Origin of the sequence: Alkalicoccobacillus porphyridii, from assembly GCF_007293315.1 — a bacterium.
In the GTDB taxonomy this organism is placed as follows: Bacteria; Bacillota; Bacilli; order Bacillales; family Bacillaceae_D; genus Alkalicoccobacillus; species Alkalicoccobacillus porphyridii.
This window is the reverse complement of sequence record NZ_VLXZ01000003.1, coordinates 206,447-224,598: the sequence shown is the minus strand read 5'-3', so window position 1 is coordinate 224,598 and position 18,152 is coordinate 206,447. Positions and strand designations below refer to the sequence as shown.

Sequence of the window (18,152 nt, the reverse complement as noted above, 5' to 3'; positions counted from 1 at the left end):
TGGTACAACGGGAATGTCCATGGACGGTAAAGGATTGCACCTTTATAGTAGTATAAGTGGAGATGATTATCAATATCAATTAGATTAGAGGGGATCGTTAAAATGATAAAAAAAGGATGGACCATAAATCTATTAGCAGGAATTCTTTTGATGCTTGGGGCATGTGCAAATCAATCAGACGAGGAAAATGATCAACAAGAAATTGAGGCAGAAGCAAAGTCTTCATCACAAAGTGAAGTGACGATTGATCATCTTAAAGGTGAAATCACCTTCGATCAAATACCAGAGGATATCGTGGTCCTTGATGTACAATATCTAGATCATCTATTAGCATTGGGCAAACAGCCAATTGGAACGGTATATGCAGGAACTGATCAAGGACTTCCTGAGTATCTAGGTGAGCTACCAGGTGATCCTACATTACTTGGAACCTATGAAGAGCCTAATGTTGAACAAATTCTTTCGCTTGAACCCGATCTCATTATCGCGACGGATGCACATGAAGATATGTATGATCAACTGAATAGTATCGCTCCTACTCTTGTATTTGACCGCATGGAGGACTGGAAAGACGTGCAGCTAAATATAGGAAAACTATTAGATGAACAGGAACAATCGCAAAAAATTGTGGATGACTACAATGAAAAAGTAAGTGGACTAAAAGAAGAGTTGGCAGATAAGATGGAGGGAGAGACAGTAGCTCTAATTCGTCCGAGAGACGATATGATCCGACTTCATACAACCGATCATCGGACGGCAGAAATTTTGTATAATGATTTGGGACTTACACCTCCTGAATTGGCAGAGGGGCAAGCTGACACAAGCTCCATGATCTCTATTGAAATCCTACCTGAAATGGATGCTGACCACTTCTTCCTACTTCAAGATGCTACCAATGCAGAACTAACAGCAGATTTTATGGACACTTCTGTATGGAAAGGACTAAAGGCCGTTACCGAAGACCAAGTTTATGAAAAAGACACAGCATTATGGGTTGGATACTATTCACCGATTGCGCTTAATATTGTTGTTGATGAGATTGCTGAGGAGTTAAATTAGATACTCAAATAAAAAGAAGCAGACATGATGAATGCCTGCTTCTTTTTTGCTATTCAAGATTTGCATGTTTGCCATACATTTGTTTAGAATCAAGTTCTCTTTTCTCCATAAAACGCAGTATGACTGCATCGTAAAAAAGGAGAGAGGTTTGTTCAAAGAGTGAGCCCATAGGTTGAATCGTTTCGTAATGAACATCTTGTCTATCCTTAGGCGCTCCAGACAGGATAACATTCAGATCTGCAAGCTCTCCAATTGTTGATTGCGGAGATAGAGTGACTGCGGTCACAGTACCTCCAAGGCTTTTCGCCTTTTCAACTAATGGGATCAGGGTTTTGGTTTCTCCAGATCCTGTTCCAACAATTAATAAATCCCCTTGTTCAAGGTTGGCCGTAACCGTTTCACCAACCGCATAGGCATCGATGCCCATATGCATCATACGCATCACAAATGATTTACCCATGAATCCAGAGCGGCCTGCCCCAGCTACAAATACTTTTTTGGCGGATAGGATAGCATCCACTAGTTGCTCAGCTTCAGTTTCTGAGACTGCTTGAGTGGTATGTTGCAGCTCGTGGATGATCTCTTCTAGGTAGTTAGTTATATTCATGTATTAACCTTGGTTGATAAGTGCTTTAATTTCTTGTGCAGCTGATTTTTTATCCTCTTTGGATGTAATGCCACCACCAACAATCACAAGATCCGGCCCGACTTTGATCACTTCTGGAAGGGTTTCAAGCTTTATACCGCCTGCAATTGCTGTTTTTGCATTTTTGACAACTGTTTTGATTTTACGAAGGTCTTCGAAAGAATCTTTGCCTTCTGCTTGAAGGTCATACCCAGTATGAACGCAGATGTAATCTGCTCCAAGCTGATCCAATTCTTTTGCACGTGTTTCGATATCTTTAACGGCAATCATATCAACTAAGATTTCTTTACCTTCTTTTTTAGCTGCTTTCACAGCACCACGGATTGAGCTATCTTCTGCAGCACCTAGAATGGTAACAATATCTGCGCCTGCATTAGATGCTTGTTGCACTTCATAACCAGCAGCATCCATGATTTTTACATCTGCGAGTACAGTTAGATTTGGATAGGCTTCTTTCATAGCACGCACTGCCTCATGTCCTAAGCTGTTTATAATAGGTGTACCAATTTCTACGATATCGATTGAGTCTTGAACTTCAGCTACAAGTTCAATGGCTTGGGGTATATTTACAAGGTCTAATGCTAATTGTAATTTCATAATAAATGATCTCCTTCTGAAAATCTGATTTGACGCATAACGAGATCAACTTCAACTACTGATGATCTTATTTATCTGTCTGAGACACAGTATACTAAGTACATATCAATTATGTAAGTACGCATTTTAATCGCACATAGTGCTAAAAAGTATACTGTATGGTACGCTAGGAAAAAGGGGTGATTCCCATGCCAAACTTAGGTGATCGGGTATTTATTTGTGAAAAAGAGCTGACTCTTTCTGTCATCGGAGGTAAGTGGAAAATGCTGATACTTTGGCATTTAGGAAAAGAAGGAACAAAACGCTTTGGTGAACTAAAGACACTTATGCCTGGCATCACTCAGCGAATGCTTGTGACTCAACTCCGAGAGCTTGAGGACCATCAAATTTTGCATCGTGAAGTGTACCCGGTTGTTCCACCAAAAGTTGAATACTCGCTTACAAAGCATGGCGAAACTTTGTTGCCAATTTTGGATGCGATGTATGAATGGGGCAAAGACTACATTGAGAATATATTAGAGCCGACACATGATACAGCGTCCGTAAATGAAAATTGAGTTATAAATGAACATATCAAGAAGACAAGAGTTAAATACATTATGTATTTAGCTCTTTTTTTTATGGGCGTATAATGGAGTTATTGATGAAGGAGATGAAGGAATGATTATAGAAATTTCTACTGTCCAAACCGACGAAGAAATAGGGGCATTAGCCGAATTAGCGATTGGTATCTGGAATGAACACTATATAGGGATTATTACAAAAGAACAGGTTGATTATATGATTCAGCAGTTTCAATCTGCAGAAGCTGTAAAAAAACAGATATATCACGAAGGGTACGAGTACTTTGATTTGAATCTACGTGGTGTGCCAATAGGGTATATAGGCGTAAAAGAAGAGGTCGGTAAGCTATTTTTAAGTAAGCTATATTTGCTAAAGCAGTATAGGGGTCAGGGGTATGCTAGTGTAGCTCTTATTTATTTGGAAGAGCTTTGTAGGCAGAGAGGCTTAGGTGCGATTTGGCTTACTGTTAATCGTGAAAATACACATACGATAGAAGTATATAAGAAAAAAGGCTTTGAACTAATACGCACCGAGGTGAAAGAGATCGGAAATGGCTTTGTGATGGATGATTACATTATGGAAAAGAAGATTTAACAAATTCTCAAGAATAATACGCCGAATTTGGTCAACAATAAGTGCGATCCAAAATTGACCAATAAAAGGGGCGTTATAACATGGAAAAGAATCCCGAAACGAGTGCGAGTCACGACGGTGATGCACATGATCAGCGTATGGCAGCAAATGAAACGGATCAAACCCTAACAAATCGTCAAGGACAACCTATTCTTGATAATCAAAACATCAAAACAGTCACGAATCGAGGACCATCAACATTAGAAAACTATGATTTTCTTGAAAAGATCAGTCACTTTGACCGAGAACGAGTACCTGAGCGTGTGGTGCACGGTCGTGGTGCTGGTGCCCATGGATTTTTTCAGTCCTATGGAAAGGTTGGAGATGATCCAATTTCCAACTACACGCGGGCTAAGGTGTTCACCAATACAGAGGTACAAACCCCGGTATTTGTCCGTTTTTCTACAGTGACCCACGGTACCCATTCACCTGAAACATTACGCGACCCACGAGGGTTTGCCGTGAAGTTTTATACGGAGGATGGAAATTGGGATTTAGTCGGGAACAACCTCAAGATTTTCTTTATTCGAGATGCGATGAAATTCCCCGATCTCATTCATGCCTTCAAACCAGACCCGGTCACAAACCTCCAAGATCCCGGGCGGATTTTTGATTTTATTTCTCAAAGTCCTGAAGCCACACACATGATTACCTTCCTCTTCTCGCCGTGGGGCATTCCTGCAAATTACCGTCAGATGCAAGGCTCAGGCGTTAATACATACAAGTGGGTGAACGCAGAAGGTAAGGCCGTGCTGGTGAAATATCACTGGGAGCCCTTGCAGGGAATCAAGAATCTCACCCAGGAAGTAGCCGAAAAAATTCAGGCAGAAAATTTTAACCATGCGACCGAGGATTTGTACAATGCGATTGAGGAAGGGAACTTTCCTGAGTGGGAGTTATATGTGCAAATCATCGAAGACCATGAGCATCCAAATTTGGATTTTGATCCACTTGATGACACAAAGCTTTGGTATAAGGATCAGTTTCCATGGCATAAAGTTGGGAAGATGACTTTAAATAAAAATCCCCAGAATTATTTTGCGGAAGTAGAGCAAGCGGCATTTGGAACGGGTGTTTTAGTGGACGGGCTAGAATTCTCTGATGACAAGATGTTACAGGGGCGTACATTTAGCTATTCAGATACGCAACGTCACCGCGTCGGCGCCAACTATCTGCAGCTGCCAATCAATGCTCCTAAGAAAAGGGTAGCGACCAATCAACGAGATGGACAGATGGCCTATCATGTAGACACACCGCCATCCCACAACCCACATATTAACTTTGAACCCTCTGTGGAAGGGTTAAAGGAAGCAGATCGAAATGGTAAGCCGCATGAACCGGAAGTAAGCGGCAAAGTCGTTCAAGCCCCAATCGACCGACCAAATAACTTCGGGCAGGCCGGTGAAACCTACAAACGCTTATCAGACTGGGAAAAAGACGAGCTCATCAAAAACCTTGTCTCAGGAATTTTTGAGGCTGATCAACGAGTCCAGAAGCAAATGGTGGACAATCTCACCCAGGCCAATGAAGAATATGGCCGCAGAGTCAAAGAAGGACTAGAAAAGGCAGCTAAAGGAGATCCTTACAAATCATCTGCAGTAAAAGAAGCACAAGAGCTAAGCGAGCCGTCTAGTCCGTATTAAAAATGTAATGAAGCAGTGAACACATTGTGTTCGCTGCTTCTATTTGTGTAGGGGAGAGAGGAGGAATCGGCGGGAAGCCCCACGCGCAGCTAAAAAAGCGGCAATTAAAAAAGCACAGCCACGCAATTTGTGACTGCACCTCTCTAACAAACTATCTTTCCCTCACCCCAATATATTCCTGATCCGGCCTAAAGATTCGATTATCCTCAGCTTGTTCAAGTACATGGGCGCACCAACCGACAACTCGGCTGACGCAAAAGGTCGGGGTGAACCACTCTGATTTAAAAGAAAGGGCATCCATCACAGTGGCTGCGTAGTATTCGACGTTTACGTGTAGCGCTCGTCCGGGTTTATATTCGGCAAGTAATAGGGTAGCGGTTTTTTCCACTTCTACTGCTTTAGAAAGTGTGTGATCCTCCCCTCCTGATGATGATAATACGTCACGTAAGGCGCTGGCTCGAGGATCCGTAGTTTTATAGACTCGGTGACCAAAGCCCATTAGTTTTTCTCCACGCTCTAGTTTTTGACGCAACAACTTTTCTGGCCCTTCTGCATGAGAGGTTACATCGTCTAGTAGCTGTAACACTCCAGTGGGGGCACCTCCGTGTAAGGGACCTTTCATGGCACCAAGCGCTCCGCAGATAGCCGATGGTAAGTCTGATTCTGTAGACGAGACGACTCTTGCTGCAAAGGTTGAGGCGTTCATGCCATGCTCCATTGTGAGGATAAGATAAGCGGTTAGGGCAGAGCTGTGTGCGTTTGTTGGAATTTCGCCATTTATCATATATAGATAGTTTTCAACATGACCTAGTGTTTGATCTGGTTTAATGGGCTTCTCCCCGTTTTCATAACGAATCCATGCGGCGATGATGGTGGGGAAGAGAGCTATTAAGTGGATGGCTTCTTCCTTTGTAGGTGGCCAGTTTGTCTGTGGATTTAAACATGAAATACAGGTGCGCAGAACGTCCATAATTTCGAGCTCTTTTGGCAGTGAAGTTATCACATTATCAAGTGCGGATAATAGTTTTCGTTTCTTTACTAACTCAAAAGTGAATGTTTCAAGCTGTTGATTTGAAGGGAGTTCGCCGTTCAACAACAGATAGGCCACCTCTTCAAAGCTCTTAGTTCGTGCTAGTTCTCCTGCATCATAGCCCCTGTAAAGCAATTTACCCTTATTTCCATCTACATGACTGATAGCTGTATGAGCAGCAACAACACCCTCTAATCCTTTTGAAAACATCATCATCATCCTTTCAATCATTTTCCTTAGTGTACTTGGATGGTATGATTATAAAAATTAAAAAATAGTGGTAGTACTGATTAAGATTATTAATCAGAGAGGGGAGCTCAGATGAATATACAGTGGATCGAAAGCTTTTTAGCAGCTGCCAAGTACGAGAATTTTAGAAAGGCTGCCTCTTCTTTATATGTGTCTCAACCAACTGTAACGGTTCATATCCAACAGTTAGAAAAACTTGTAGGCGTGGACTTATTTGAGCGGACGGGTCGAAGGGTTGTGCTGACCCATTATGGTCGAGAGTTTGTATCGCACGCACATTCAATGTATGATGCTTATCTTGTTGGAATGGAGAAAATGGATAGAAAGATTCAAGGTTATCTAAGCGAAGTAAAAATTGCCGTCTCACCTCTTGTGGCAACTAGCTATCTTCCACATTGGGTGAAAGCTTTTGTGCGAACTAATTCTCGCACCGAAGTAAAGGTAGAGGTGATGGAATCTATATTAATTGGTTCGTCTGTTGAGGAAGGTAGGTCAGATATCGGGATATCCCGCATGCCACATGCCTCTGTAGGAGTGACATGTAGGGAAATTCAAACAGAGAAGCTGTTTTTTGTGGTGCCTCATGATGGAAGAGACGCAGAAACCGGTGGTTATGTTGATTATGAAAAGGTATTTAAGGAACACGTGTTATTAACGCATAATCATCCGATGTATTGGGATGAGGTGCTTTTTTCATGTAAGCATTTGGTGCCAGGTCTTAGGGAAATGAAAGTGTCCCAGGTCCACGTGGCGAAGCGCTTTATCGAAGAAGGTCTAGGGTGCTCGATTCTACCGCGTTCGGCAGTACGTCGAGAGCTGGCAGAAGGAAGAATGCTAGAAGCAGAGCTCCCAATGCTCAATCTACCCTTGGTATCAACGTACCTGATAACAAAATCTCCATCAGAGGAGACATTAGCATTTGAAGAGCTCGTTATGAAGCTGGTTTAGCTACAACAGCATGTAGAAATCGGAAAGCTCTCATCACATGCACATCCACTCTACGCTGCACCACATTCAATACACACAAAAAATCCGAACGCGCCAATATTGGCGGTTCGGATTTTTTAATGGACTAGAGTCCCTTGATTACGGCTTGAAAATCGTCTTAATACTGCCGTCTACTTTTTCGTCAAAGATGCGGTAAGCCTCTGATGCATCCTCAAATTTCATTTTATGTGTGATGATATCTGTAGGGTCAAAGGTACCGGCTTCGATCATTTCATAAAGCTCTGGCATAAGATGCACAACAGGTGCTTGTCCCATTTTTAATGATACGTTTCGGGTGAAGAAGTCTCCGATTGGGAATCCGTTTGCTTCTGTTCCGTAGACACCGGTTAATTGTACGGTCCCGAACTTGCGCACGGATTCACTGGCTGTAACGATAGGAGAGATGGTACCGAATTGATTATCGAATTCGGAGCCAAAGGTTTCTCCTTTTGGTACGGTCCCGTCCATGCCTACACAGTCAATGACCACATCGGCGCCACCTTGTGTTTCTTCTTTCAACTGCTGACCGAGCTCGGGGTTATCCTTGAAGTTATAGGTTTCTACATGATTTGTGCGTTTCCCATGATCGAGTCTATGTTCAACCTGATCCACTGCAATCACTCGTTTGGCGCCTTCCATCCATGCAAACTTTTGTGCCATAAGACCAATTGGACCAGCACCAAGAATAATGACAGTATCGCCTTTTTTTACTCCGCTATGTTTAACGCTCCAATAAGCGGTTGGGATGACATCTGATAGGAAGACGACACTTTCATCCTCAAGCTCACTTGATTCAGGAACCTTAAATGATGTGGAGTCTCCGTATGGCACACGCAGGTATTCAGCTTGTCCGCCTGGGTGGTTTCCGAAGTCATCAGCGAAGCCGAAGAGACCTCCCGCATCCGAATGTGGGCTTTCGTTAGAATTATCACATTGACTTTCCATCTGGTGATTACAATAGAAACAATCGCCGCAGCTTATGTTAAATGGAATGACAACTCGGTCACCCTTTTTAAGGTTCTTGACCTCAGAGCCAATTTCTTCAACGATGCCCATTGGTTCGTGTCCAATGACATAGTCTTGCTCTGGGACAATACCCCCGTGATATAAATGAAGGTCTGAACCGCAAATACCACTTGCTGTGATCTTTACGATAATATCTGTGTTCTCTTGAATAGAAGGGGCGCTTACTTCTTTCATCTGTATATCTTCTTTTCCCTGAAAAGTTACAGCTTTCATGTTTAGCACTCTCCTTAGTTTATGGTGTACAGCATCTGTTACCGCTATGGAGAGTTGTTAAACATTTAATTTTCTGGAGGAGATTGTTGCTGATTTTCTTTTAGCTCGTCAATAAAAGTTTGATATGCTTGCTCATTTCCTGTTGTTTTAGAGATTTTCTCTAGTGAGCGATAGAACTTCTTCTCATTATATTTAAATGAGAAGGGAGCTTGATATCCTTTAGCCACCATTAAGGCAAAATCCCAGGATGTCTTATGAAATTGTTTGTCAATGGTTTGAACAAGCAAACTCATCGCTTCTAAAATATCGTTTGTGATAATGGGATCTTCTTTAGCATAAATCGTGATGTGAGAGAAGGTTGAGTATAAATAAAACTCAAAGGATTCTTCTTTAATAATCACCCTTAGCTCATTGTCTGGATCTGTTAAATACGGAGTGAATCTCGACACTTTAGAAATGGACAGCAATAAATCCGACAACTGATATATCGCATTTGAAGCAGTATCCGGGTCGTCATTACCCAGTGACTTTATCGCAATCTCCTTAAGCTTGTTAATGCCAAATTCAATATCCTGAACTTCTGTTTTCTTTGAACCAATAAACACTCTACTAATAATTTTCTTCTCATCAATAGGGAAACGACCATTTTTCCAATAGGTTAGTAAGGGGGTGCCCTTTAGGACAAACTCTCCTATACGTTTTTCAAAACGAATAACCGTATCAACGGATTGGGCATAGTGAATAAGCCGTTTATAATCAACAATTTGAATATACCCCGTCCTTGAGGCAGATATGGTTACACCTTCCCCCATTAACTGCTTGGAGATCGACATACTAGGATCCGTCGTACGATATTCTTCAAGATCTTTAATAAGAGTCGTCAGAATTTGCTGCTGTGATTCATTTTTCATATTTTGCATAAGATTAGGTACTTGCATCCATTTAATCGTGTGATTAATGAAAATGACAAAGGTGCCCACTGTTAGCAACATAACGAGAATCGTTAAACTAGGAATGATGGCATAATAGGAAGTTACTTCTTCATCAATTAAGAAGAAAGTAAGTAAAATAAAGACAAACGCCATATTAAATATTCCGATTAAATGCTGGGTACGTCGATCTGAGATAAAGGTTGTCAGCATTCGAGGCGTAAATTGGCCTGAAAAGTTAGTCAACACAACGAGGATAGAGTTCAGTGTAAAAGCATTCAGTGTAATAATACCGGCAACAAGGGAACTAACAATTTGCCGAGTTAACTCGTAATCAGCTTGAAAAAATCCTGGAGCGTCTTCTCCAAGGAGCATATGCATATCACCAACATAAGCAGCAGCGGCTATTAGAGATCCCGCTATCCCGTAGAATAAACAGATGAGCCAGACGTTGGATCTCAGTTCATATATAACTTGGTGGTAGGATAAGCTGTTTAATTTTTTATAGGTGCGTTTGATATATTTGATTGGGTTCAAATTAGCCATCCTTTCATGAACATTAAAAGAATTGGGAGACCTTAATTTGTTCCCTGTCAGTATCATCTAAAAACATCAATTGAACCAATTCCTTTATTCTTCTGTAATTCCACTGCTAATTAAGTCTAGGTTCACCTTCACTTGAATATCTAAATCAGGATACGCACGTTTCCACTCTTCGATATCAAAGTCCCTCATTTTACTTCTGGCGTTAGCGCCAAATCCAACGGGATCGACGTTTAGCTCTTGAAATGTCTTCAATAGGCTCTTTAAGTGTTTTTCAAATTGCTCCGTGCCTAAATGAGTAAGTGCACTCCCGTTATAATGATTTGGTCCCTTCACATCACCCTGTTCATTTATAATGCCTTTGATATTTACGGTGATCGTGACACGCATACCTTTTTCAGTGTTTTTAATTGTAAAGTCTTGGTCTGCATCCACGTTCTCTAAACTAACGTAGTCCCCGTTATCAAGATCAATTTGATAAAATCCTCCGTTAAAGGGTTCTTTGAGTAGCTTAAGATATGATGATTCTCTAACGGAGAGCTTATGAACGCATTGATCACCTTTAAACAATGCAAGGCCGGTCACTCGAGCACGGTCCTGATATTGTTTAATCATGGGTATGTACATATCACTACCTTCATCATAATAATGGTAGAGCAGTGTTTGAAGGGTGACTTGGGGTAAAATCTCACTTTCACTCTGCTCAATTAGCTCATTTAAATATTGATAAACAGTGATGTCTAGTTTGTAATTTTGAGATAGTAAATCATACACTTTTCCTTCCACTACTGCAGGTCTAACATTACGCCCGATGACAGGATCTCGTTGTAGAATATCCAAAAAATAATAGATCCCCTCCTCAGCTAGCTGATCTTGAAAAAGGACTAGGTTTACACGACCTAGAACCAAGGTTTTTGAGGATTCGGTTTGCATTTTTTTGCGTGTGATTCTGGAAGTGTTTCCAACAGCAGAAAACACTTCAGTTTCAGGTAGGTTTTCAACTTGGGGTAGGATAATCTGAGAGCCAGCCACCGTTCGAAAGTCACTATCACTTTCAAAGTCATATCCAAGCGCTTGAATTAATTGCAGCTCTTCAATGATTTTAGTTCGAGGCGCACAGCCGGTAAGAGCTACGAGGCATACCATTACTATCAAGAGCCTTTTCATTACCCACTCCTCCTTTTGTTCCAAAAAACACGTATTCGAAATGCGAGATATAGAATTGGAATGTAACCATAAATCGTGTAAAATCCAACCTTTGCTGTGAAGTCATTTAGAGCTTCGACTCCTTCTCTACCTACCACAAAAAATGATCCACCAAATAAAAGCAGGCTGATTATTCTTAGACCGGTTCGCTGTCGCTGATTCCAAGGTAGCATTCGCTTTAAGAGCCTACTGGCTGACCATAAAAGAAGGCAAATAGAGGGAAGGACAACAAAAAGCCAGATTGAGACTCCGATATACTCAAACCGTTCGACCACACTAAGGTCTACCACCTTCCACAGAGTAATCGTTGCCCACACCGTTTGTTCGAGTTGATCTTCGCTAAAATAGATGGTGGTTAAAAGAATGGCTAGAAGGTAAAGCGACATATTAAAGGCAATGCCAAGATGACTCCATTTCTGTGATAAAGGAGCTTTGCGGAAGAAAGGATAACACATAAAAAGCACACAGAAACCGAGGATATTCAGGGTCATCGCTTTGGAGCCAGCCAAGATATCTTTCAGTGAATGATCAAACACTGGAAGTATATTATCAGGATGTGTATCGGGAAGGGTAAAGTAATTAGCGAACAACAACGGGAGTGTAATTAGTAAGCTGATTACAGCTAACCCGAGAACCACACGTAGTCCTTTTGTTACGTAAGCATAGGAGACTACGAGTAATAGTAAAGATAGGACCCAAGCTTTTACATCAGGAAACATCCAGATTTGAATGACCTCAATGTACGTACTGATGACCGTGAAAACAAGTAACGAATAATACCATAGAAAATAGATATTTAACAGCGTGCCTACAAAGGCACCGAATGTTTGTGTATGAACATCAACAAGATCACCTTGGTAATGATTCAACATTTGGTACGATAACCACATAAAAAAATGAACGGCTAGGCCAACAAATACGACTGAGATCCACGCATCGTGACCTGAATATTTTGTTAGAATTCGCTCAAATCCTAAAATACCCACACTGATTTGCACACCTGTTGTCATAAAGAAACTAAAGAAAGGGGAGAGCTGTCTACTTTTTGAGGGTGTGTTTTGATGTGGAATCATTGTCTCCTCCTATTCTTCTATATCAGGTTGAATCAAGTGATTTTTTTCATTAGGTTTATTAAATCTGTTTTGCTTTTGTGCTCTTATGCTTTGCGGGCGCTTTGTTTGTAGTCTAAAAGGCAAGCGGAAGAATGAGTCTTTTAAGTCCGCTACTCTTAATGGGTAGATAGGCACTAAGTAGGGGTGACCAAGTGAAGTTAATGCCAAAAGATGGCTCAAGAATAAGGCAAAACAAGCGGCTACACCCAAAAAACCAAGCCATTGAGCAGCTAAAATAAATGGAAAACGAATGAGGCGAATGGTATTACCCATTTGATAGATGGGGGTGGTGAAGGAAGCAAGTCCTGTTAAGGCAACAATAATTAATAGGATATTACTGGTTAGCCCGGCGTCTACAGCCGCTGTTCCAATGACGATACCGCCCACAATCCCGATGGTTTGCCCAATTTTTGCGGGCAGTCTAGCACCAGCCTCGCGTAATAACTCGATGACCAATTCTAGAATTAACGCCTCAAACACCGGTGGAAACGGTATACCACTTCGAGAAGAAACTAATGTATTAAGTAGCGTAGTAGGAATCATTTCATAATGATACGTTAGAACCGCTACATATAACGCGGTAGATAACACGGAAAATAAGATGGCAAATAACCGAATCAACCGAAAGATAGATGCAATCGGCCAAGGTAAAAAATAATCCTCAAAGGCTGAGAAAAATTCAACAAAAGAAGTAGGCCCGGTTAGTGCATGGGGAGAGCCATCCAGGATGACTGCAACTTTGCCCTCCGCCAAAAGGGAGGCTACTCGGTCTGGACGTTCTGTATCAATTAATTGTGGGAACACAGAATTGGAATCATCCGCGATCAGCTGTGCCACAAACGAACTATCGACAATTTGATCAAATTGGATGTCGGTGATGCGTTGTGTGAGCGTATGAACGACTTGTTCATTTGCGATACCATGAAGATATAGAATTGCCGTTTTAGATTTGCTGAGATCACCAATTGTGTATTCCTTAACGACTAATTCAGGAATAGGTATTCGTTTTCGTATAAGATTTAGATTGGTCTGCAAAGGTTCAACAAAGGCTTCTTTTGGCCCAACCACACTGAATTCCACCTCAGGTAGGCTGACAGAACGGTTTTCTATATGCTCTGCTGGCACTAATAGAAATTGCTTTGGTGTTTGAGTGGAGTGGATGATCACACTGCCCCGCATTAAGCCATCCATTAAGTCTTCCACAGCTTCTATAATCTCATTGTTTTCAATAGAAATGGCTTGTCTTAATTCCTCCAAGGAAAGTTGATTCACTTGTTGAAGAGCAGGAAGTATCTCGTCATGGAGGATTTCCGGTTTAATAACAGACGCATAATAATAGAGCGTGATCGGACTATTTTTTGAGAGTTGATATATCTCGAAATCAGAAGAAAGCCTGCAGGTTTTTAAAAGCTCTTCAAAGGAATGGGTGGAGGGGCGTGTCGACTGATTTATTTTTCTTTGAAGACGATGCTGCTTCCATTTTCTAAACACGACACACCCCCAATTGGACTTTATGTACTCACCCTTACCATGTGTGGAGTAATCGAGTTTTATACATGGTGCATTCATCGCACAAAAAACCAGATAAGGCAGTCTGCCTTATCTGGTGCTTTATGTGCTATTCGGCTTGAAGCTCTTCTAACAGGGTAAAGTCAGTATAGTCCTCAAATGCGGGAACCGACTGAATGCTACCCATACGTTCAAGGTGGTCAGCTATGGTATCTGATCCTGGTTTTAAGTCGTCCTTGATCTCCATGGAATAGACATTCCGATCCATAATTTCTGCAATCTGTTCTCGAGGAAGGTTCTGAATAGATGCATCCATAATATCCAAAGCACCTTCACGATCTTCATTGATATAATCGGTTGCACGCTGCAGGGCGCGAAGTAATGCTTTCACCGTGTTAGGGTTTTCTTCTAAAAACTCCTCAGATACTTGGAAGGTAGAATAATATTGCATCCATTCCACTTCTCCCTCTGCACCAGGTAGCTCAGAATAGTTTCCACTAAATAAAAACTCCGCTCCCTGCTCTACACCGGTTGTAATCCAAGGCTCCCAAGCAGCCATGATGTCTATGTTCCCATTATCGAGAGCGGCAATTTGATCAGTAGGTGACATATTAATAAATTCTACCTGGTCCATATCGACACCAAGTTCATCAGCCATATTCTGAAGAGCAATGGTCACCCCAGCCCCCTGAACCATACCAATAGTGGCTCCTTCAATGTCTTCAGCGCTATTGATCTCGAACTCAGGGCTGGCAATCACCGCCTGAGTACCTGATATATTCGCCATTGGCGCAACAATTACATTATCTACATTGGATGCTTTTAAGGTTATGTTGGTAATCGTTGTTTCAAAGCTTGCCTCAGCATCCCCACTTGCAATGAGCGGACCGATATCAGGTCCGGATTGGACAATCGTGTTGGTCACATTTAGTCCTTCATCCTCAAAAAATCCCATCTCATCAGCAATCACCTGCTGTGCAGATACTTGAGTATCAATCACGCCGTAAAGAGTAACATCTGTTGTTTCAAGGTCTGAGTCTCCTGTGGTTGATGGTGCTTCATTATCTGAACATGCACTTAAAAGAGTAATAGCGGAGAGCGCAGCTCCAGCACTCATCCATCTTATTGTTTTTTTCATAACGTATATCCACTCCTGATCGTATTTTTTATTTTGAAATGGCGTCGTTCATTTGTGTTCCATATTTCCATTTGAATAGTCGTTTTTCGATTTGACCTAAAATAAGCGCAAAAATTGAATAAAGTACCCCGATTAAGGCTGCCGCTAAAAACATATTGTCCATCTGAAAGAAGTTTCTCGAATCAATAATTAAGTAACCGAGCCCTGAATGCGAGCCGATCATTTCAGCAACCACCATCGCTGAAAAGGCAATCGCCAGAGTGACACGCATTCCAACAAAAATGGGAGGCAGTGACGATGGCAAAATCACTCGTTTAAATACCTGCCATTGAGTCGCCCCAAGTGACAAAGCTGATCGTATCAGCAGTGGATTCACATTGCGGATCCCATCTACTGTATAGGCAATCATCGGAATGGCTGTTGCATACATAATAAGTGTGAGCTTTGGCAGTTCACCAACACCCAGCCAAATAATAAAAATTGGCAATAGGGCAAAGGGAGGGATAGGGCCAATCATATTGATAAGTGGTTCTATCACATTTTGGATTGGTTTAAATTTTGCAACGAGAAAAGCTAAAATGACCGCAATGACAACACCTAGTATAAAACCTAACAATAACCGCCAAGTACTTGACCAAATATGTGCAAATAATACACCTTGCTCCTGCAAACGTAATGCAGCTTCAGCTACGTTAACGGGGGTAGGAAGGAAGGTTGGGTTCATCCACTCAATTTGTTGATTAAGCATGCCAATCAGTTGCCAAATGATAAAAAAGCTAGCGACGGTGATTCCGCGAAACAAACCTTCACGATCAAAGAGAAGCGAGTTTGTTTTAGGCTTTCTTTTCGTTGTGACTAAGGTCTCCTTAGGTGTATCCGTTGCCGCCATTTAGGACACCCCCCGTGTGGATTCAATCGTTTCTAAAACAGATTGCAGCTCCTTGGAGATAGAAATGAATTCAGAATCATCTGACTTTCTTGGTCGCTCAAGTGTAATTTCCTTGTTTAAAGCAATCTCTCCATGTTTCATGACAAGAACTCGGTCAGCCAGGTGGACCGCTTCCTCTATACTATGGGTGACGAAAATAACCATCGTTTTAAGTTGTAACCAGATAGAGAGCAGCTCCTTACGCATCGTCTCTCGAGTAAGAATATCAAGGGCGCCAAACGGTTCATCCATCAAGAGAATGCGAGGCTTATTTGCTAGTGCTCTAGCAATTCCCACGCGCTGCTTCATCCCACCAGATAACTGATTTGGAAATTGATCGGCGCAATCTGATAAACCAACTAGCTCTAGATAAGAAGAGGCAATTTCTCGAGACTCTGATTTAGAAAGCCCTTCTAGACTTGGTCCCATCGCAATGTTATCTAAAACGGTATACCAAGGAAATAAGGCATGCTCTTGAAAAACAACGCCACGTTCACGGTGCGGCCCTTTAATCGCCTTTTCATTTACTGTCACACTCCCATCATCAGGAGCAGAAAATCCCGCCAACACATTAAGAAGCGTTGACTTCCCACAGCCGCTATGGCCAAGAATACAAATAAATTCATGTTCCTTTCCGGTGAAGGAGATATCTTTTAATACATGCTTTTTTGATGACCCCTGACCAAATGATTTATTTACTTCTGATACAACCAAGCTCATTGTTTGTCCCTTCTTTCAATAACGAAATTTATTAGCGCAAGTATATCAAGCCAGTGTTTTTATACAATGTGCATGTTCGCTAATTCGAAAGGGAGAGATTGGTAGATCATACAATTTGTTCGAAGATTCATATACTTCTATTATTTCTTCTGCTACAATTAATATGGATAATTTTGTTTATATTGTGGATGTCATCTAGATAAGAGAGGCTATGCTATGTATCGTTCATTCTTTACTCATGAGCTAGGGTTAATGGTGAGGAGTAAAAAGAATTTATATTTTATATTGTTTTTATTACTTGGTGTGGCTTGCTATTGCTTGATTATTCTTCCTGATAAGCAAACGGTTCATGTGCTTGATCATGAGGAGATTGCGATTGATTTGGAAAATGATCAGTTTATGCTGGAAGGAAGAGTGCGATCAGGCTACACAGGTACAAATTCACGTACGGGACGAGCGATTTATGTAGAGACGTTCTTTCATAATCAGCTCCGTTCTAAGCTAATCCATGCGTATGAAAACCAAGATGCTGCACGATATTTGCGCTTAAAGCTGCAATACGATGTGACAGAGCTTACAGTCATATCTGATCCAAGTATGTTTGAAGGCTCAACTTATCCGAATATGGACAGAATGCACTTCGAGTACTATACAGATCATCGCTATCAGTCATTATTACATATGGATTCACCGCTTACTCTTTCAATGCTTGAACAAAAGTCGGCGATTCAAGTACTTGAGCAAGCACTACTCGTTGCTGGTCCTTGGTTTATTTTTCTAGCTATTTACTTTAGCTGCGATGTTCTCATGCGAGATCGAGAGCATCCGTCCATTAAGCAAGGAATGCCAATAAGCTGGTACAAAATCATCAATCTTAAGAGTGGAGTTGTTTTGACATACACTGCCACGGCACTTGCCTTACTACTCGCTTTTTGTATGCTTTTAGTTTCTATCTTAAATGGGTTTGGGCATCTTGATTTAGCCATTCCATATTTGACCAGCTTTGACGATCTCACATCTGATCAGTACGACTTGATGTCGATGGGAACATTTTTGCTGAAATCGCTTGTCTATTTAGTCATTCTATTATTCTTATTTATTCGACTGACGATGGTAGGCAGTCTTTTATTGAAACAAGCATGGCTTGTTTTAGGTGTAACGTCGTTTATTCTACTCTTTGAACGCGTATTTAGAGACCGGACATCTGAAACGGTTTTAGGAATAGATGTAGGGTACTGGCCCCAGACATATATTGACTTTGGAAAAATAGCAGCTGGTGAAATGAATTATTTATTTATGACAGATTCAATAACCTTTATTAGTGGCTTAGTCATACTGTTACTAACCGTTGTTATGGTCGAAGGACTTTTACTCACCCTCAGTAAGATCATCACAAAAGAGAGATATTATGCGTGAGAGG

17 protein-coding genes are annotated in these 18,152 nt (G+C 41.4%); 6 read left to right on the top strand and 11 right to left on the bottom strand.

The window, feature by feature from the left end:
* The first annotated feature begins 102 nt into the window (after positions 1–102).
* Positions 103–1,059, top strand: a complete 957-nt coding sequence (locus FN960_RS06425; protein ID WP_143847868.1) for an ABC transporter substrate-binding protein — start codon at positions 103–105, stop codon at positions 1,057–1,059.
* 49 nt (positions 1,060–1,108) lie between these two features.
* On the opposite strand, the gene hxlB is transcribed toward FN960_RS06425, so the two are convergent.
* Together hxlB and hxlA are read right to left on the bottom strand one after the other, a co-directional pair.
* On the bottom strand, positions 1,109–1,666 hold the full coding sequence (gene hxlB, locus FN960_RS06420) for a 6-phospho-3-hexuloisomerase (protein ID WP_143847867.1): 558 nt from the start codon (positions 1,664–1,666) through the stop codon (positions 1,109–1,111).
* A 3-nt stretch (positions 1,667–1,669) separates the two neighbouring features.
* Positions 1,670–2,302, bottom strand: a complete 633-nt coding sequence (hxlA, locus tag FN960_RS06415; RefSeq protein ID WP_143847866.1) for a 3-hexulose-6-phosphate synthase — start codon at positions 2,300–2,302, stop codon at positions 1,670–1,672.
* Positions 2,303–2,490: 188 nt separating this feature from the next.
* Between hxlA and FN960_RS06410 the strand changes: the two genes are divergently transcribed.
* From FN960_RS06410 to FN960_RS06400, 3 genes are all read left to right on the top strand, one after another.
* On the top strand, positions 2,491–2,859 hold the full coding sequence (locus FN960_RS06410; protein ID WP_143847865.1) for a winged helix-turn-helix transcriptional regulator: 369 nt from the start codon (positions 2,491–2,493) through the stop codon (positions 2,857–2,859).
* Positions 2,860–2,962: 103 nt separating this feature from the next.
* On the top strand, positions 2,963–3,460 hold the full coding sequence (locus tag FN960_RS06405) for a GNAT family N-acetyltransferase (RefSeq protein WP_143847864.1): 498 nt from the start codon (positions 2,963–2,965) through the stop codon (positions 3,458–3,460).
* Positions 3,461–3,597: 137 nt separating this feature from the next.
* Positions 3,598–5,142 carry a catalase gene (locus FN960_RS06400; protein ID WP_143848063.1) on the top strand — a complete coding sequence of 515 codons (1,545 nt, stop codon included), beginning with the start codon at positions 3,598–3,600 and terminating at the stop codon, positions 5,140–5,142.
* Positions 5,143–5,293: 151 nt separating this feature from the next.
* On the opposite strand, the gene FN960_RS06395 is transcribed toward FN960_RS06400, so the two are convergent.
* Positions 5,294–6,388: a citrate synthase/methylcitrate synthase gene (locus tag FN960_RS06395; protein ID WP_185970957.1), complete on the bottom strand. Its 1,095-nt coding sequence runs from the start codon at positions 6,386–6,388 to the stop codon at positions 5,294–5,296.
* A 105-nt stretch (positions 6,389–6,493) separates the two neighbouring features.
* Between FN960_RS06395 and FN960_RS06390 the strand changes: the two genes are divergently transcribed.
* On the top strand, positions 6,494–7,369 hold the full coding sequence (locus tag FN960_RS06390; RefSeq protein WP_143847863.1) for a LysR family transcriptional regulator: 876 nt from the start codon (positions 6,494–6,496) through the stop codon (positions 7,367–7,369).
* A gap of 138 nt (positions 7,370–7,507) precedes the next feature.
* On the opposite strand, the gene FN960_RS06385 is transcribed toward FN960_RS06390, so the two are convergent.
* The 8 genes from FN960_RS06385 to FN960_RS06350 all read right to left on the bottom strand — a co-directional run bounded on the left by FN960_RS06385 (position 7,508) and on the right by FN960_RS06350 (position 16,732).
* A complete protein-coding gene (locus FN960_RS06385) occupies positions 7,508–8,647 on the bottom strand; it encodes an alcohol dehydrogenase catalytic domain-containing protein (protein WP_143847862.1) in 1,140 nt (379 codons plus the stop codon).
* 65 nt (positions 8,648–8,712) lie between these two features.
* Positions 8,713–10,113 carry a DUF2254 domain-containing protein gene (locus tag FN960_RS06380; RefSeq protein WP_260681945.1) on the bottom strand — a complete coding sequence of 467 codons (1,401 nt, stop codon included), beginning with the start codon at positions 10,111–10,113 and terminating at the stop codon, positions 8,713–8,715.
* Positions 10,114–10,206: 93 nt separating this feature from the next.
* Entirely contained in the window at positions 10,207–11,286 is a 1,080-nt protein-coding gene (locus tag FN960_RS06375) for a Ger(x)C family spore germination protein (protein WP_143847860.1), read from the bottom strand.
* Positions 11,286–12,398 carry a GerAB/ArcD/ProY family transporter gene (locus FN960_RS06370; protein ID WP_143847859.1) on the bottom strand — a complete coding sequence of 371 codons (1,113 nt, stop codon included), beginning with the start codon at positions 12,396–12,398 and terminating at the stop codon, positions 11,286–11,288. The genes FN960_RS06375 and FN960_RS06370 overlap by 1 nt, the downstream gene beginning before the upstream one ends.
* A 9-nt stretch (positions 12,399–12,407) precedes the next feature.
* A complete protein-coding gene (locus FN960_RS06365; RefSeq protein WP_260681944.1) occupies positions 12,408–13,928 on the bottom strand; it encodes a spore germination protein in 1,521 nt (506 codons plus the stop codon).
* A 127-nt stretch (positions 13,929–14,055) separates the two neighbouring features.
* Positions 14,056–15,084, bottom strand: a complete 1,029-nt coding sequence (locus tag FN960_RS06360; protein ID WP_143847857.1) for an ABC transporter substrate-binding protein — start codon at positions 15,082–15,084, stop codon at positions 14,056–14,058.
* Between the two features lie 28 nt (positions 15,085–15,112).
* Entirely contained in the window at positions 15,113–15,973 is an 861-nt protein-coding gene (locus FN960_RS06355; RefSeq protein ID WP_143847856.1) for an ABC transporter permease, read from the bottom strand.
* Positions 15,974–16,732 (bottom strand): ABC transporter ATP-binding protein, encoded by a 759-nt coding sequence (locus FN960_RS06350; RefSeq protein WP_143847855.1) that lies wholly within the window; start codon positions 16,730–16,732, stop codon positions 15,974–15,976. It abuts the gene before it with no gap.
* Between the two features lie 216 nt (positions 16,733–16,948).
* Here FN960_RS06350 and FN960_RS06345 point away from each other — a divergent pair, with 216 nt between their 5' ends.
* Complete coding sequence (locus FN960_RS06345) at positions 16,949–18,148, top strand: hypothetical protein (protein ID WP_143847854.1); 1,200 nt, start codon at positions 16,949–16,951, stop codon at positions 18,146–18,148.
* Positions 18,149–18,152: the final 4 nt, after the last annotated feature.

Excerpts from the sequence above, each read along its gene's own strand:
- FN960_RS06425 (WP_143847868.1), top strand. The coding sequence starts at position 103 with ATGATAAAAAAAGGATGGACCATAAATCTATTAGCAGGAATTCTTTTG.
- hxlB (WP_143847867.1), bottom strand. The coding sequence starts at position 1,666 with ATGAATATAACTAACTACCTAGAAGAGATCATCCACGAGCTGCAACAT.
- hxlA (WP_143847866.1), bottom strand. The coding sequence starts at position 2,302 with ATGAAATTACAATTAGCATTAGACCTTGTAAATATACCCCAAGCCATT.
- FN960_RS06410 (WP_143847865.1), top strand. The coding sequence starts at position 2,491 with ATGCCAAACTTAGGTGATCGGGTATTTATTTGTGAAAAAGAGCTGACT.
- FN960_RS06405 (WP_143847864.1), top strand. The coding sequence starts at position 2,963 with ATGATTATAGAAATTTCTACTGTCCAAACCGACGAAGAAATAGGGGCA.
- FN960_RS06400 (WP_143848063.1), top strand. The coding sequence starts at position 3,598 with ATGGCAGCAAATGAAACGGATCAAACCCTAACAAATCGTCAAGGACAA.
- FN960_RS06395 (WP_185970957.1), bottom strand. The coding sequence starts at position 6,388 with ATGATGATGTTTTCAAAAGGATTAGAGGGTGTTGTTGCTGCTCATACA.
- FN960_RS06390 (WP_143847863.1), top strand. The coding sequence starts at position 6,494 with ATGAATATACAGTGGATCGAAAGCTTTTTAGCAGCTGCCAAGTACGAG.
- FN960_RS06385 (WP_143847862.1), bottom strand. The coding sequence starts at position 8,647 with ATGAAAGCTGTAACTTTTCAGGGAAAAGAAGATATACAGATGAAAGAA.
- FN960_RS06375 (WP_143847860.1), bottom strand. The coding sequence starts at position 11,286 with ATGAAAAGGCTCTTGATAGTAATGGTATGCCTCGTAGCTCTTACCGGC.
- FN960_RS06370 (WP_143847859.1), bottom strand. The coding sequence starts at position 12,398 with ATGATTCCACATCAAAACACACCCTCAAAAAGTAGACAGCTCTCCCCT.
- FN960_RS06360 (WP_143847857.1), bottom strand. The coding sequence starts at position 15,084 with ATGAAAAAAACAATAAGATGGATGAGTGCTGGAGCTGCGCTCTCCGCT.
- FN960_RS06355 (WP_143847856.1), bottom strand. The coding sequence starts at position 15,973 with ATGGCGGCAACGGATACACCTAAGGAGACCTTAGTCACAACGAAAAGA.
- FN960_RS06350 (WP_143847855.1), bottom strand. The coding sequence starts at position 16,732 with ATGAGCTTGGTTGTATCAGAAGTAAATAAATCATTTGGTCAGGGGTCA.
- FN960_RS06345 (WP_143847854.1), top strand. The coding sequence starts at position 16,949 with ATGTATCGTTCATTCTTTACTCATGAGCTAGGGTTAATGGTGAGGAGT.